General features: G+C 74.2%; 12 protein-coding genes and 1 tRNA gene. 7 read left to right on the forward strand and 6 right to left on the reverse strand.

The window, feature by feature from the left end; genetic code table 11:
* Complete coding sequence (locus IE255_RS26530; protein ID WP_190052879.1) at window positions 1–867, reverse strand: FHA domain-containing protein; 867 nt, start codon at window positions 865–867, stop codon at window positions 1–3.
* Window positions 868–1,340: 473 nt separating this feature from the next.
* Here IE255_RS26530 and IE255_RS26535 point away from each other — a divergent pair.
* Window positions 1,341–1,424, forward strand: a tRNA-Leu gene (locus IE255_RS26535).
* Window positions 1,425–1,517: 93 nt separating this feature from the next.
* Here IE255_RS26535 and IE255_RS26540 read toward each other — a convergent pair.
* From IE255_RS26540 to IE255_RS26550, 3 genes are all read right to left on the reverse strand, one after another.
* Window positions 1,518–2,051, reverse strand: coding sequence for a winged helix-turn-helix transcriptional regulator (locus IE255_RS26540; RefSeq protein ID WP_190052880.1), 534 nt, complete (start codon window positions 2,049–2,051; stop codon window positions 1,518–1,520).
* A 48-nt stretch (window positions 2,052–2,099) separates the two neighbouring features.
* On the reverse strand, window positions 2,100–4,517 hold the full coding sequence (locus IE255_RS26545) for an ABC transporter permease (RefSeq protein WP_190052881.1): 2,418 nt from the start codon (window positions 4,515–4,517) through the stop codon (window positions 2,100–2,102).
* A gap of 195 nt (window positions 4,518–4,712) precedes the next feature.
* A complete protein-coding gene (locus IE255_RS26550) occupies window positions 4,713–5,438 on the reverse strand; it encodes an ABC transporter ATP-binding protein (protein WP_190052882.1) in 726 nt (241 codons plus the stop codon).
* A gap of 156 nt (window positions 5,439–5,594) precedes the next feature.
* On the opposite strand from IE255_RS26550, the gene IE255_RS26555 reads away from it, so the two are divergent.
* From IE255_RS26555 to IE255_RS26570, 4 genes are all read left to right on the forward strand, one after another.
* Window positions 5,595–6,866 carry a sensor histidine kinase gene (locus IE255_RS26555; protein WP_229906596.1) on the forward strand — a complete coding sequence of 424 codons (1,272 nt, stop codon included), beginning with the start codon at window positions 5,595–5,597 and terminating at the stop codon, window positions 6,864–6,866.
* Window positions 6,856–7,515: a response regulator transcription factor gene (locus tag IE255_RS26560; RefSeq protein WP_190052972.1), complete on the forward strand. Its 660-nt coding sequence runs from the start codon at window positions 6,856–6,858 to the stop codon at window positions 7,513–7,515. The genes IE255_RS26555 and IE255_RS26560 overlap by 11 nt, the downstream gene beginning before the upstream one ends.
* A gap of 83 nt (window positions 7,516–7,598) precedes the next feature.
* Window positions 7,599–8,294 (forward strand): ScbR family autoregulator-binding transcription factor, encoded by a 696-nt coding sequence (locus tag IE255_RS26565; protein WP_190052883.1) that lies wholly within the window; start codon window positions 7,599–7,601, stop codon window positions 8,292–8,294.
* Window positions 8,295–8,425: 131 nt separating this feature from the next.
* Window positions 8,426–9,766, forward strand: coding sequence for a cytochrome P450 family protein (locus IE255_RS26570; protein WP_190052884.1), 1,341 nt, complete (start codon window positions 8,426–8,428; stop codon window positions 9,764–9,766).
* On the opposite strand, the gene IE255_RS26575 is transcribed toward IE255_RS26570, so the two are convergent.
* Window positions 9,711–10,634: an NAD-dependent epimerase/dehydratase family protein gene (locus IE255_RS26575; RefSeq protein WP_190052885.1), complete on the reverse strand. Its 924-nt coding sequence runs from the start codon at window positions 10,632–10,634 to the stop codon at window positions 9,711–9,713. The two genes, IE255_RS26570 and IE255_RS26575, sit on opposite strands and share 56 nt — an antisense overlap.
* The gene (locus tag IE255_RS26580; RefSeq protein ID WP_190052886.1) at window positions 10,631–11,755 is read right to left on the reverse strand and encodes a ScbA/BarX family gamma-butyrolactone biosynthesis protein; all 1,125 of its coding nucleotides are present in this window, start codon (window positions 11,753–11,755) and stop codon (window positions 10,631–10,633) included. Before IE255_RS26580 ends, IE255_RS26575 begins: the two co-directional genes overlap by 4 nt.
* A 159-nt stretch (window positions 11,756–11,914) precedes the next feature.
* On the opposite strand from IE255_RS26580, the gene IE255_RS26585 reads away from it, so the two are divergent.
* Window positions 11,915–12,589, forward strand: coding sequence for a ScbR family autoregulator-binding transcription factor (locus IE255_RS26585; RefSeq protein ID WP_190052887.1), 675 nt, complete (start codon window positions 11,915–11,917; stop codon window positions 12,587–12,589).
* A 146-nt stretch (window positions 12,590–12,735) separates the two neighbouring features.
* Window positions 12,736–14,205, forward strand: coding sequence for a DUF2252 domain-containing protein (locus tag IE255_RS26590; RefSeq protein WP_229906597.1), 1,470 nt, complete (start codon window positions 12,736–12,738; stop codon window positions 14,203–14,205).
* Window positions 14,206–14,287 lie beyond the last annotated feature (82 nt).

Consider the following 14,287-nt stretch of genomic DNA (forward strand, 5'->3'; position numbering starts at 1 on the left):
TCACCCTTCGGCTTGCCGGTAAATGATGGTGGTGCTGCCCACGACGATCCGCGAGCCGTCGCGGAGCGTAGCGCGGGTGGTGTGCTGCCCGTCCACCACGATGCCGTTGGTGGATCCGAGATCCTGGATCGTCGAGGGCGTTCCGGTCCGGATCTCGCAGTGCCGGCGGGAGACGCCGGGGTCGTCGATCCGCACGTCGGCGTCGGTGCTGCGGCCCAGCACCAGCGTCGGGCGGGAGATCTGATGGCGGGTGCCGTTGATCTCGATCCAGTGGCGGGTGCGTCCGCCGGGGGCCGGGGCGGCCGGGGGCCGCTGGGCGCTCGCGGCCGGCGGGTAGCCGTACCCGCCGGGGCGGCCGCCGGGCGGTGGCGCGGCCGGCATGGGCGGGGCGCCGGCGGGCGCGGCGGCCGGTGGGTAGCCGTAGCCACCGGGGCGTCCGGCCGCCGGGGCGGCGGGCGCGGCGGCGCCGCCCGCGGGGCCGGCCTGGCTGCTGGAGGAGGCGAGCGTACGGCTGCGCACCCGGTACAGGCCGGTGTCGAGGTCCTCCGCCTTCTCCAGGTGCACCTTGATGGGGCCCATGAAGGTGTAGCGCTGCTGCTTGGCGTAGTCGCGCACCATGCCGGCGAGCTCGTCCCCGAGCTGGCCGGAGTACGGGCTGAGCCGCTCGAAGTCGGGCGTGCTCAGCTCGACGATGAAGTCGTTGGGTACGACCGTGCGGTCGCGGTTCCAGATGGTGGCGTTGTTGTCGCACTCGCGCTGGAGCGCGCCGGCGATCTCCACGGGCTGGACCTCGGACTTGAACACCTTGGCGAAGGTGCCGTTGACCAGACCTTCGAGACGCTGCTCGAACTTCTTCAGGACTCCCATGGGGCACCTCCTCCGTCGCTGCCGTCCTGTGTACTGCCCTGCGGGCCGCTTGCCTGGTACTGCTTACTGATCGTATCCACGCGCCGGTCGATCGGCTGGTTCCCCCTGTCAGCCCGGCCGACGGGTGTCGACGCTTGACGAAGTTCCCTGTGGAGCTCCTCTTCGAACTCCGGTGGGAGTACCGCCGCGCGCAACCGCTTCAGGTACTCCTGCCATGGATCGTAGAGGCGGCTGAAGACCAGTGTCCCGCACCCGGCTGTGGACCCCGACCGCCTCCTGGGGAGACAAGGGGTACCGGTACGAGGTTGATACCTGAAGCGGCAGGCGTTGATACGTGGCCGGGGCACCGAACGCTCGGCGGGGGCCCTGCCTGCGGGAAGAAGGGATGTGAACCCACCCCGCCCCGCGTGCTAATGTTCTGGGTGTCGGAAGGCGCCAGCCCCCAAGGGGCAGGGGCCCAGGACACACCCAATGCGCGGGTGGCGGAATAGGCAGACGCGCTGGATTCAGGTTCCAGTGCCCGCAAGGGCGTGGGGGTTCAACTCCCCCCTCGCGCACCGTCGGAACGGGCGGCATCGATCAGATGCCGCCCGTTCTTCGTGTCTGCGGATGTGACGGTTGTCTCGGTGTTTCGCCGTGTGAGGAAGCTCTCAGGACTGGTCGCCTCCGGTGCCGCCCAGGGGTCGGCCGGGGGCGAAGCGCTCCCGTACCGCCGGGTCGTCGAGGTGGCGGTACGGGTAGCCGGGGCCGGTGCGCGCGGTCAGGTCCTGGTGGCGCAGCGGCTCGCCGCAGGAGGAGCAGACGACGCGGGCCTCGGTGTCGTGGTCGCAGGACGTGTGGTGCAGGACCACCGGGGCGCCCTCGTCGCCGGCCAGCCAGCGGTCGCCCCAGGCGTTGATCGCGGCGAGGACACCAAAGAAGTCGCGGCCCTTGTCGGTCAGCAGGTACTCGTGGCGGACCGGTTCGCTCTGGTAGGCCCGCCGCCGCAGCAGGCCCTCGGCCTCCAGGCGCCGCAGCCGGTCGGTGAGGGTGTTGCGGGCGATGCCGAGCGTGCCGATGAAGCCGTCGAAGCGGGATTCGCCGTAGAAGACCTCGCGCAGCACCAGGAGGGTCCAGGCGTCGCCCAGGATGTCGGCGGTGCGGGCGATCGAGCAGGGCCAGGTGTCGAACGAGGTCCGTCTCATGGCTCCACTGTATGGGTCTCATGACGAGATCGACCTGTCCCCCGGGGGTCACTCCCGCAGGCCCGCCAGGTCCACCGGGCGGCGGCGCAGGGCGAGGGCGGCGGGGACGACCGCGGCGGTCAGGGCGAGGAGGGCGCAGGCGGTCACCGTCGTGCCCAGGGCCTGCCACGGGAGGGTGAGGGCGGGCCGGACCGACAGCAGCGCGAGGGCGCTCGCCAGGCCGGCCAGGTTGACGGCGGTGACCAGGAGGCCGAGGAGCGCGCCGGCCGCGACGACCGTCAGCGCCTCGGCGCCGGTCAGCCGCAGCACCTGCCACCGGGTGGCTCCGGCCAGCCGCAGCACGGCCAGGTCGCGGGTCCGGTCGGAGGCCGCCATGACCGTGGTGTTGGCCACGGAGATGCCCGTGTAGAGCAGGGCGATGCCGAGGACCAGCAGGAGGCCGAGGCGGGTGGTGCGGTTGGTCTCGGGATGGGTGGCCCGGAGCCATGCGTCGCGGGTGAGGACCTGGCCGGTGCCCACGGCCTTGTGGAGGGCTGTGGCCACGGCGGCCGGGTCCGCGCCGTCCCTGAGGGCCACGTCGATGCGGTCGACCGTGGCGCCCGGGGCGTTGCGCGGGGTGACGTAGACGCCGTTGCCGCCGGTGCCGGTGGGCATCACGGCGGCGATGCGCAGGGTGCGGGGCGTCCCGTCGCCGAGCCACACCCGTACCCGCTCGCCCACCCGGTGCCGCTGCCACTCCTCGTTGACGATGATCGAGTCGTCGTCCAGGTCGCTCACCCTGCCCGCGGCGAGCGGGAGGCGCGTGGTGGCCGCCAGGGCCCCGGGGGTCGCGGCGCGGGCCTCGGAGCGGACGAGGGCCACGCCGTCCTCCAGGGCGTGGACGGCCGTGGAGGACGTCGGTGACATCTGCGTGCCCGGTACGGCGCGGAGTCTGCGCAGGGCGGTTTCGTCGAAGCCCGTTCCGGCCGCCGGGGTGAGGACGAAGGCGGCGGTGGTGCGCTCGCTCGTCTCGGTGCTCTTCGCCTGGTTCAGGGTCGCTGTGGTGCCGAGCAGGGAACCCGCGAGGGCGACGGTGACCAGGACGGGGGCCGCGAGGGCAGCGGTGCGGCGGACTGCGGTGGCAGTGTTCGCGCGGGCCAGCCGGGTGACGGTCGTGGGCAGGCAGGTCAGCAGCCGGGCCAGGGGGCGCAGCGCGAGGGGTGCGAGCAGGGCCGTCGCGGTGATCAGCAGCAGGGGGCGGCTGATGTACGTCTTGCGGTGGAGGAGGTCGCCCGGGTCGCCGGCCAGGGAGAGGACCAGGGTCGCGGCGGCCGTGAGGAGGAGGGCCGTGCCGCACAGCAGGCGGCCGGGGGTGATCCGCCCGCTGTCCTCGCGCAGGGCCTCGGTGGGGGCGGTGCGGCCGGCCCGCCAGGAGGCCGCGGTCGCTCCGGCCAGGGCGACGAGCAGGCCCGTCCAGAAGGCCGCGTGGTAGGGCCAGGTGTGGTCGCCGATGGTGAACCAGGCCGGGGCGAGGCCCTCGTCGGCCACCCGGGCCGCCAGCAGGGGTGCCCCGTGGGCACCGAGCACGCAGCCGGCGGCCGAGGCGAGCGCGCCGACGGCGAGGGCCTCGGCCAGGACGGTGCGGCGGATCTGGCCCGGGGTGGCCCCGGTGGTGCGCAGCAGGGCGAACTCCCGGCGGCGCTGGGCGACCGCGAAGGCGAAGGTCGAGGCCACGACGAAGACCGAAACGAAGGCGGTGACGCCGCCGGCGGTGCCGAACAGGGCGTTCATCGCGGTGAGCGCCTCGCCGTCCCGGCCGGGGTCGGCGTCGGCGAGGCGGCGGGCGTCGCCGGTGAGCACCTGGGCGCTGTCGCCCACGGCCTTCCGCACGGCCGCCGGATCGGCCTCGACGACCACCTGGTGGACCGCGGGGGACAGCCGGGCGGCGCGGGCGTCCGTGAAGAACACGGCGTTCTCGAAGCCGCGCGGGGTCAGGGTGCCGACGACGCGTACGGTGCCGTTGTCCGTGCGGAGCCGTCGGCCGAGGCGCGTCCGGTCGCCGGTGACGGCGACCTCGTCGGACGCGTGGGGTGCCCGGCCGGCGGCGAGGACGTAGGGGGCGAACGCGGCGGTGGACCAAGGGTGGCCCACCAGATCGGCGGGACCGCCCCGCACGGGGAACGACCGGTCCTCGACGACCCGGCCCAGCGTCCGCAACTCCGCGACCGTCGCCGCGGGGAGGGGGCGCGGGTGGGCGAGCCGGGCCGTGCGGTCGCCGATCGGGGTCGGTACGCGCAGGGTGTCCCGGCCCTTGACGACGACCGGCGCGGCGGCGAAGCGTTCGGGGCCGCGCTCCGGGGCGGTCGCGGACGAGGCCAGGGCCAGGCCCGTCACGGTGAGCAGGGCCACGCCCAGGCAGAGGGCGACGAAGCTGCCGGTGAAGGCGGTCCAGTGGGTGCGCAGGGTGCGCAGGGTGACGCTCAGCACGGCACGGCCTCCAGGCGGGTCATGCGCGCGGCGATGGCGACGAGGCTGCCGGTCACGGCGGTCCAGCGGGTGCGCAGGGTGCGCAGGGTGACGCTCAGCACGGCACGGCCTCCAGGCGGGTCATGCGCGCGGCGATGGCGACGAGGCTGCCGGTCAGGGCGGTCCCGCGGGTGCGCAGGGTGCGCAGGGTGACTCTCAGCACGGCACGGCCTCCAGGCGGGTCATGCGCGCGGCGATGGTGTCGGCGCCGGCGCCGGTCAACTCCCCGTTCACCCGCCCGTCGACGAGGAAGAGCACGCGGTCGGCGTACGCGGCGGCGACCGGGTCGTGCGTGACCATCACGACCGTCTGGCCCTCGCGGTCGACCATGCCCCGCAGCAGCCCCAGCACCTCGCGGCCGGTCCGGGTGTCCAGGGCGCCGGTCGGCTCGTCGCCGAACAGCACGTCGGGGCGGGTGATCAACGCCCGGGCCAGGGCGACGCGTTGCTGCTGCTCGCCGGACAGCTCCCCGGGTCGGTGCCGGGCCCGTTCGGCGAGGCCGACCTGGGCGAGGGCCTGGCGCACCCGGGCCTTCGGGACGCGGCGGCCGGCCAGGCGCAGGGGCAGGGCCACGTTCTGCTCGGCGGTCAGCGCGGGCAGCAGGTTGAACGCCTGGAAGACGAACCCGACGCGCTCGCGGCGCAGCAGGGTCAGCCGCCGCTCGCTCAGGCCGGTCAGTTCGGTGCCGCCCACGGTGACCGACCCGGAGGTGGGCCGGTCCAGGCCGGCGGCGCACTGGAGCAGGGTCGACTTGCCGGAGCCGGAGGGGCCCATGACGGCGGTGAACGTCCCCTGGGGGAACGCGAGTGAGACGTCGTGGAGTGCGGTCACGGGGCCGTAGGTCCTGGTGACCGAGTCCAGCCGGACGGCGTCGGGTGTCATGGGTTCCCCCTGGGGTCGGTGTCGCTTCCACGAAACCGGGTGGGGGCGGGCCGGCGCAGTGCGGCAGGGCCTAGACCTGGGGTAGGGCCAGGCCTACCCCGGGACCTCCCTCTGGACCCATGGCCGCGGCTGCGGAGGGCTCCTACGGTGATCCCCATGCACCCTCGGAACGTGTGGCAGGCCATGTCCCGGCCCCACTACCTGCTGTCGGCGTGGCCCTGGCGGTCGGCCGGTTACCTGCTCAGCGGCGCGGTGTTCGGCGCCGTCGTGCTGGTGGCGATCGTGGCGTCGGCGGCGGCCAGCGGGGTGCTCGCGCTCGCGCTGGTGGGGCTGCCCCTGCTGCTCGGGACGGCTCTGGCGGGGATTCCGGTGGCGGCGGTGGAGCGGCTGCGGCTGCGGCTGGTCGACGCGGAGCGGGCGTCCGACCCGCACGAGCCGCCCGGGGAGCCGGGGCTGCGTCCGTGGCTGGCGGCCCGGCTGCGGGAGCGCGCCACCTGGCGGGAGTTCGGCCACGCCCTGCTGTTCGCGGGGCTGTTGTGGCCGGTCGACGCCCTCGCGTTCGCCGTCTTCCTGCTGGGACCGCTCTCCGTGGTGGCGACTCCGGTGCTCCTGGCCGTCTTCGGCGAGGCGAAGGTGCTCAAGGTGTGGCTGGTCTCCACCTGGCCGGCCGCCGCCGGGTGGGCCGTCCTGGGGCTGGTCCTGCTCGCCCTGGGCGCCTATCTGCTGGGCGTCGCGGCCGGGGCCCGGGCCGGGCTGGCCCGGCTGCTGGTCGCCCCGCGCGAGGCCGACCTGGGGGCCAGGGTGGTCGAACTGAGCCGGTCCCGGGTGCGGTTGGTGGACGCCTTCGAGGCGGAGCGGCGGCGGATCGAGCGCGATCTGCACGACGGGGCGCAGCAGCGGCTCGTCGCCCTGACGATGACGCTCGGCCTGGCCCGGCTGGACGCCCCGCCCGGTCCGCTCGCCGACCAGCTCGCCAAGGCGCACCAGGAGGCGGGCGCCGCCCTCGCGGAACTGCGCGAACTCATCCAGGGCATCCACCCCAAGGTCCTCGCCGACTACGGCCTCGAAGCCGCCGTGGCCGACGCCGCCGACCGCTCGGCCGTGCCCGTGGACGTCGACCTGGAGCTGCCCGGGCGGCTTCCCCAGGCGGTCGAGGCCGCCGCGTACTTCGTGGTGTGCGAGGCGCTCGCCAACGTGGGCCGGCACAGCGGGGCGCGCCGGGCGGAGGTGAGCGGCGGGCACCGCGACGGGCGGCTGGTCCTGCGGATACGCGACGACGGGTGCGGCGGTGCCCGGGCCGGGGAGGGCAGCGGGCTGACCGGACTCGCCGACCGGGTGTCGGTGCTCGATGGCAGACTCTCCCTGTCCAGCCCGCCCGGCGGACCGACCCTGCTGCGTGTGGAGATCCCTTGTGAGCCTGCGAGTTGACCGGCCGCTGCGGGTCGTCCTGGCCGAGGACAGCGTGCTCCTGCGGGACGGGCTCGTCGGGCTGCTCGAACGCTGCGGGCACGAGGTCGTCGCGGCCGTGGGGGACGCCGAGGCGCTGGTCGCCGCCGTCGGGGAACACGGGCCCGACGTGGTCGTGACGGACGTGCGGATGCCGCCCGGCTTCCAGGACGAGGGCCTGCACGCGGCCGTGCGGCTGCGCCGGGACCGGCCCACGCTGCCCGTCCTGGTCCTCAGCCAGTACGTGCAGCGCCGGTACGCCGCCGAGCTGCTGGACTCCGGCGACGGCACGGGCATCGGCTATCTGCTCAAGGACCGCGTCGGCCAGGTCGAGGAGTTCGTGACGGCGCTCGGCGAGGTGGCGGGCGGCGGCACGGTCGTCGACCCCGAGGTCGTACGGCAGTTGCTGCGCCGCCGCCGCGACCCGCTGGAGCGGCTCACCCCGCGCGAGCGGGAGGTGCTGGCGCTGATCGCACAGGGCCGGTCGAACAGCGCGATCGCCCGCGAACTGGTCGTCTCCGAGGCGGCCGTGGGCAAGCACGTCTCCGGCATCCTCACCAAGCTGGACCTGCCACCGGCGGACGACACCCACCGCCGGGTGCTGGCCGTGCTCGCCTACCTGCGGGGGTAGGCCTGGCGGTGTGGCGGCGCGTTGTGGAAAAACCAGCGAGTTGGTTTCATTGCGTCGCCAGCAGAGCCCCAGGGGAGCCACGGGTGACGAAACAGGACCGGGCCGTCCGGACCCGCCTCGCGCTGATCCGGTCGGCGGCCGAGCAGTTCGAGGCGCGGGGGTACGTCCGGGCCAGCCTCGCGGAGATCAGCGCGGGAGCCGGTGTCAGCTCCGGCGCGCTGCACTTCCACTTCGCGAACAAGGCCGCCGTGGCCGAGGCCGTCGAGCACGCCGCCGCCCGTGCCCTGCGCCGGGTCGCGGCCCGGGGCCGGGGCGGCGAGGGGTGCGCCCTGCAACGCCTCGTCGACGTCACCCACCAGGTCGCCCGGCTGCTGTGCGGCGACGTCGTGGTGCGGGCGGGGTTACGGCTCAACGCCGAGGCGGTCGCCGGGCGGGTGCGCGACCTGCGCCGGGAGTGGCGGGAGTGCGTGCACGAGCTGCTGGCCGAGGCCGAGCGGCGGGGCGAACTCGCGGCCGGCGCGCCGCCGCACCGCACCAGCGCCGTCGTCCTCGCCGCCACGACCGGCATCGAGGTGCTGTCCCGGGAGGACCACGGCTGGCTCGCGCGGCCCTCGCTGACCGACCTGTGGCGGCTGCTCCTGCCGTGCCTGGCGGCGCCGCACCTGGCCGACGCCCTGGACCCGGCCGGGACCGGGCCGGAGGTCGCGGACTTCGAGGCGGGCACGGCCGTGGGCGGAGACCTGGAGGAGGCGAGTCCGGCGGGGCTCGCGCTGCGGTAGCGGGCCCCCGGCTCCCCCTCCATTGGCTGACACTGTGTGAAGCGGTGGCCAAAACAAACCGGATGCCAAGTTTTTTCCCTGGCCAGATCGCACCATGGTGTCCCAGCCTCTGGACCAAGGAGCGATGAGTCATGGCACAGCAGGCCTGCCCCTTCCTGGCGATCGACCCGTCCGGCCAGGACCTCTACGACGAGATAGCTCGGATCCGCGCCCAGGGCCCGGCCGTGGAGGTGGAACTCCCCGGCGGCGTAAGGGCGTGGTGGATCAACGGCCTGGAGCTGAACAAGCGGCTCCTGGCCGGCCCCGAGACGAGCAAGGACGCCTACCAGCACTGGCCGGCCTGGATCAACGGGGACATCTCCCGCACCTGGCCGCTCGCCATCTGGGTCTCGGTGCGCAACATGGTCACCGCCTACGGCACCGACCACAGCCGGCTGCGCAAGCCGATGGCCGCCGCCTTCACCAAGCGCCGCGTCGACGCGCTGCTGCTGCGCGTCCAGGAGATCGTCGACCGCGCGCTGGACGACCTGGAGCGGGTCCCGGAGGGCGAAGTCGTCGATCTTCGCGCGGCGTTCGCGGCGCCGGTGCCGCACGAGGTGGTGTGCGAGCTCTTCGGCGTACCGCACGGCGAGGACGGTCCGCGGGGCGCGCTCTACCGCATCATCAACGGCTTCTTCGACACGGCGATCTCCCTGGAGGACGCCCAGGCCAACGCCGTCGAGCTCTACGCCACGCTGACCGCGTTCCTCCAGGACAAGCGCGAGCACCCGGCCGACGACCTGACGACCGCCCTCATCGCCGCGCGCGACGAAGGAAGCCTCAGCGAACAGGAGTTGATGGACAACCTGATCCTGCTGCTCACGGCGGGATTCGAGACGACCGTCAACCTCATCGACAACACCGTGCACAGCCTGCTCGCCCACCCCGACCAGCTCGACCTCGTCCGCTCCGGGCGGGTGTCCTGGGAAGACGCCATCGAGGAGTCGCTGCGCTACGAGGCGCCGGGCGCCATGTCGGGCCTGCGCTACGCCGTCGAGGACATCGAGATCGAGCCGGGTCTCACGATCCCCAAGGGCGACCCGGTCGTGGTCTCCTTCGCCGGTGCCGGACGCGACCCCGAGCGGCACGGCCCGGACGCCGACCGGTTCGACGTCACCCGCGCCACCAGCCGCGACCACGTCTCCTTCGGCCACGGCGTGCACCACTGCCTGGGCCGGCCCCTGGCCATGGCCGAGGCGACGGTGGCCCTGACCTCCCTGTTCGACCGTTTCCCGCGGCTGGCCCTGGCCGATCCGGCCCGTCCGCCGAAGCGGCTGCGGTCGATCATCTCGACGGGGCACGAGTTGTTGCCCGTACTGCTGCACGGCCCGCACCAGGGCCCGGACCAGGGCCCGCGGCCGGAGGAGGCGGAGGCGATCAGGAAGCTGTCCGGTCGCGCAGGAACGAGCGGTACCAGGGTGCCGCGCGCCTGAACTCGGCCGCGAAGCCCTCGCCGGGGGAGCAGTCGAGGTCCTTCCAGAAGGCGTCGTCCACGAACCAGTGGTCGACGGTGAGCATGCCGAGGTGATGGAGGGCGAGCGGCGACCCGGCGGCCCGGTCCAGGGCGGTGGCGACGTCCACCGCCGCACCGCCGCCGGGGTTCCCCAGGTGCTCGCGCACGGCCCCGAGCAGCTCCGGAACCGCCACCGGCTCGGGATGGCTCACGTGGTGCACTCCGCCGCCGTGCGCCGGGGACAGCGCCGCGGCCACGACCGCACGGCCCAGGGTGCCGACGTCGATCATCGACTGGAGCGCCGTGCAGCCGGTCACGGTCGCCGACAACTCCCGCAGCAGCCAGACCAGTCCGGGGACGACCCAGCGGTCGCCCTCGCCGTACACGAGGTGCGGCCGCAGCACCAGGCCGCCCGCGTCCAGGACGTGCTGTTCGGCCGCGGCCCGGGTGCGGCTGGTGACCGAGGCGGGCGCGATCGGCACCTCGCCGGGGCGTACGCCGCGGAAGGGGCCCCGGCCGTGGACGGCGGCCGTGCTCACGTACACGATCCGGCGCACGCCGGCGCGCACGGCCTCCTCGACCAGGGCCCGTGTGCCCCGGTCGTTGACGGCCTCCACGGCCTCGGGGTCGCCGTCGATCCGCGTGGCGCAGTGCACCAGCACGTCGGCGCCCGCGCAGGCGCCGCGCAGGGAGGGCGGGTCGGACAGGTCGCCGTGGACGGCCTCGGGTCCGGGCATGGCCCGCCGGGACAGCGTCCGCACCCGGACGCCGGGCCGGCGGCGGGCCGCGGCGGCCGCGTGGTGGCCGATGAAGCCGCCGGCGCCCGTGATCAGAAGGGTGACGGTCACGACAGGGACCGTACCGGCGCCGTCCGCGCGGAGGTCAGCGTGGCGGTGAAGACGGCCTCGCCGTCCTGCCGCCCCGACACGCGCACGGTCACCTCCTCCGGGTCCTCGTCGAGCAGCTCCGTCTCCAGCCGGCACGGGCTGTGCAGCTCGGCGTACCGGTTGAAGGAGGCCGTCATCGTGCGGGGCAGGAAGGGGTGTTGACCGGACGCGGCGGTCGCGGCCTGGCGGGCCGCCTCGAACAGGACCATGCCGGGGACGTGGTCGTTGGGCCGCGGGAAGAGGACCGGGTGGCCGGTGTCCACGCGCAGCAGCCAGACGCCGGGGCGGTCGGCGGGGGCGAGGACGACGTCCTCGGCGCGGGAGCGGCCGGCGAGTTCCGGCGCGATGCCGGGCAGCAGCGGCACGGGCGTGTCCATGGCGTCCAACTGCCGTCCGCGCAGGCGGCGGTAGGCGGGCGGCGAGGTGCAGCCGGTGCTGCCCGTGCCGCGGGCCACGAAGCGTCCCGCGCGGCGGAACTCCATGGTGGTGCGCATGCTCGCCAGGCCGCGACCGCGGCGGCGGATCTCGGAGCACACGACGTCGACCTCGACGGGTTCGGCGGCGTCCGACAGCAGGAGCGCGGACGGGTCCACGGAGACCGTCAGGTCCCACATGACGAAGTGGGTGTCGGCCGGGGCGCCGAACTCGGCGTGCGCGAGCACCATCGAGGCCTGCCGCAACGTTTCGCCCACGACCATCGGGTCCTGGTGGCGGTCGTCCACGGGGCCGAAGAAGCGGTGGGCGGCCGGCCAGTGCGCGGTGAGGCGGAAGCGGGTGTCGGAGACTCTGCGCCACCGGGTGGGGAAGACGTCCGTCTCGGTGGTGCGGTGGGCGAGTTCCTTGGTGACGGGGGTGTCCGGGGCAGGGTGTCCGGCTGTGGGGTCTTCGGCCGTGGTGGCGGCGGGATCTTCGGCGGTGGCCGCTGAGGCGACCTCGGCGGTGGCGGCGGCGGGCGGCGCGGCGTGCGTGGTGACGGCCGTCTGTGGCGTGTTCTCGACGGTCGCAACGGTTCTGTTTGCCGGACGGCCCTCTCGTCCGGTCTGATCGTCCGTGAGTGCGCTTAAAGGTCCCGTCTGCGGCATGAGAACCCCCAGGATCGGCTGCCTCGCTGCGGTCGGCGTCTGACTAAGATACGGACGAGCCGGTTTTTTTCAAAGGGTGAGCCAAGCCGCCGGAACAGGCCCTCGCGCCCTCGCCGCACAGCGACTTCACAGGGATCGACGGAGATCAGGAGGCACCCGATGGCGCGACAGGAGCGCGCGATCCGCACCCGGCGGACCATCCTGGAGGCGGCGGCGGCCGTCTTCGACGAACGCGGCTACACCTCGGCGACCATCGGGGAGATCCTGGACCGGGCCGGCGTCACCAAGGGCGCGCTGTACTTCCACTTCGGCTCCAAGGAGGAGCTGGCGGTCGGGGTGTTCGAGGAGCAGCTCGCGATCACGCTCCCGCCCCAGTCCAGCAAGCTCCAGGAACTCGTCGACTCCGGCCTGGTGCTGGCCCGCCGGCTGCGGTCCGAGCCGCTGGTGCGGGCCAGTGTCGGGCTCGCCCTCGACCAGGGGGCCATGGACCTCGACCGCACACCGGCCTTCCGCATGTGGTTCGACCAGAACGTGCAGCGGCTGGCCGACGCGCAGGCACAGGGCGAACTGCTGCCGCATGTCGACGTGGCGGAGACGGCGGAACTGCTGGTGGGCAGCTTCTCGGGTGTGCAGCTGCTGTCCCAGCTGCGCTGCCAGCGGCGCGATCTGGAGCGCCGTGTCGTCGTGATGTTCGAGCACTTCCTGCCGAGCATCGCCGTCCCCGCGGTGCTGGCCCGTCTCGACATCTCGGTGGGCCGGGCCGAACGGGTGCTGGCCCAGGGACGGGTGGAGCAGGGGGCGGCCGTGCCGGCGCAGGCTTCGTCGGGGACGTGAGGGGCGGGTTTCCCGGGGTGTAGCCGTTGACCTGGCACGGGTTGTCCACAGCTGTGGAGTTGTCCACAGGGTCTGACGCGTTTCGGCCGTCGGCTGTACGGTCGGCACGAGTTGATGTTCGTGCGCGTGCGGGGGAGGCGGTCGGTATGACCAGGGCTGAGGACGGGGCCGGGACGACGGCCGGGGGCGGGACCACGGCCGATGGCGAGGCGGCGGCCGGGGGCGGGGCGACGCGTCGGCTGCCCCGGGTGCGCGGCTTCGCCGAGTGGCCGGCCGAGGGCTCGCCCAAGGACGAGGGCAAGGCCCTGCGCCGACGCGTCCCGCGCAGCGCGCACGCCACGCTCGACCTGGACGCGACCCGGCCCGACGCGGTGAGCGCCGTCGAGGAGTCGGGCCGCGGCCGCCTGCCCGAGCTCACGCCGATACGGGTCGGCCGCATGGCCGCCACCCCCTTCACGTTCCTGCGCGGCGCCGCCGGACTCATGGCGTACGACCTGGCGCGCACGCCCATGACCCGGATCCGGGCCCAGATCTGCGGCGACGCCCATGCGGCCAATTTCGGCCTCTACGGCGACGCCCGCGGCGGCCTGGTCATCGACCTGAACGACTTCGACGAAACGGTGCACGGCCCCTGGGAGTGGGACCTCAAGCGTCTCGCGGCCTCCCTGGTGCTCGCGGGCCGGGAGGCGGGAGCCGACGAGGACCGGTGCCGCAAGGCGGCCTACGACGCGGTGGGCGCCTACCGTCGCACCATGCGGCTGCTGGCCAGACTTCCGGTGCTGGACGCGTGGAACGCCATCGCGGACGAGGAACTCGTCTCCCACACGGACGCCCATGACCTGCTCGGCACGCTGGAGCGGGTCTCCGAGAAGGCCCGCCACAACACCAGCGGTCGCTTCGCGGCCAAGTCGACCGAGGCCGTCGAGGGCGGCGGGCGGCGCTTCGTCGACGCCCCGCCGGTGCTGCGGCGCGTCCCGGACGAGGAGGCCGCGGTGGTGGCGACGTCCCTGGAGGAGTACGTCGGCACACTGCCCGAGGACCGCCTGCCCCTCCTCGCCCGGCACGCGGTGCACGACGTGGCGTTCCGCGTCGTCGGCACCGGCAGCGTCGGCAGCCGGTCCTACGTCGTGCTGCTCCTGGACCACCGGGGTGAGCCGCTGGTGCTCCAGGTCAAGGAGGCGCGGGCCTCGGCGCTGGTGCCGCATCTGCTGACCGCCGGTTTCGAAGTGCCGGAGACCGGCCACGAGGGCCGGCGGGTCGTGCTCGGCCAGAAGCGGATGCAGGTCGTCAGCGACAGCCTGCTGGGCTGGACGACGGTCGACGGGCGCCCCTTCCAGGTCCGCCAGTTCCGCAACCGCAAGGGCAGCGTCGATCCGGCCGCCCTGGCCGCCGACCAGATAGACGACTACGGCCGGATGACCGGCGCCCTCCTGGCCCGGGCCCACTCCCACAGCGCCGATCCCCGCCTCGTCGCCGGGTACTGCGGCAAGAGCGAGGAACTGGACGAGGCGATGGCGGCGTTCGCCGTGGCCTATGCGGATCGGACGGAGGCGGATCACGCCGAGTTGGTGGCGGGGGTGCGGGCCGGGAAGGTCGCGGCGGAGATGGGGGTGTGACCGCGATACCGGGGTGGGCAACGTCCCATCTCGGGCCGCAAGGGGTGCAAGAGGGCCGGGTCCCCAGAAGGGCAGGGGCGCG

This window comes from Streptomyces lomondensis (genome assembly GCF_014651035.1).
Classification (GTDB): Bacteria; Actinomycetota; Actinomycetes; order Streptomycetales; family Streptomycetaceae; genus Streptomyces; species Streptomyces lomondensis.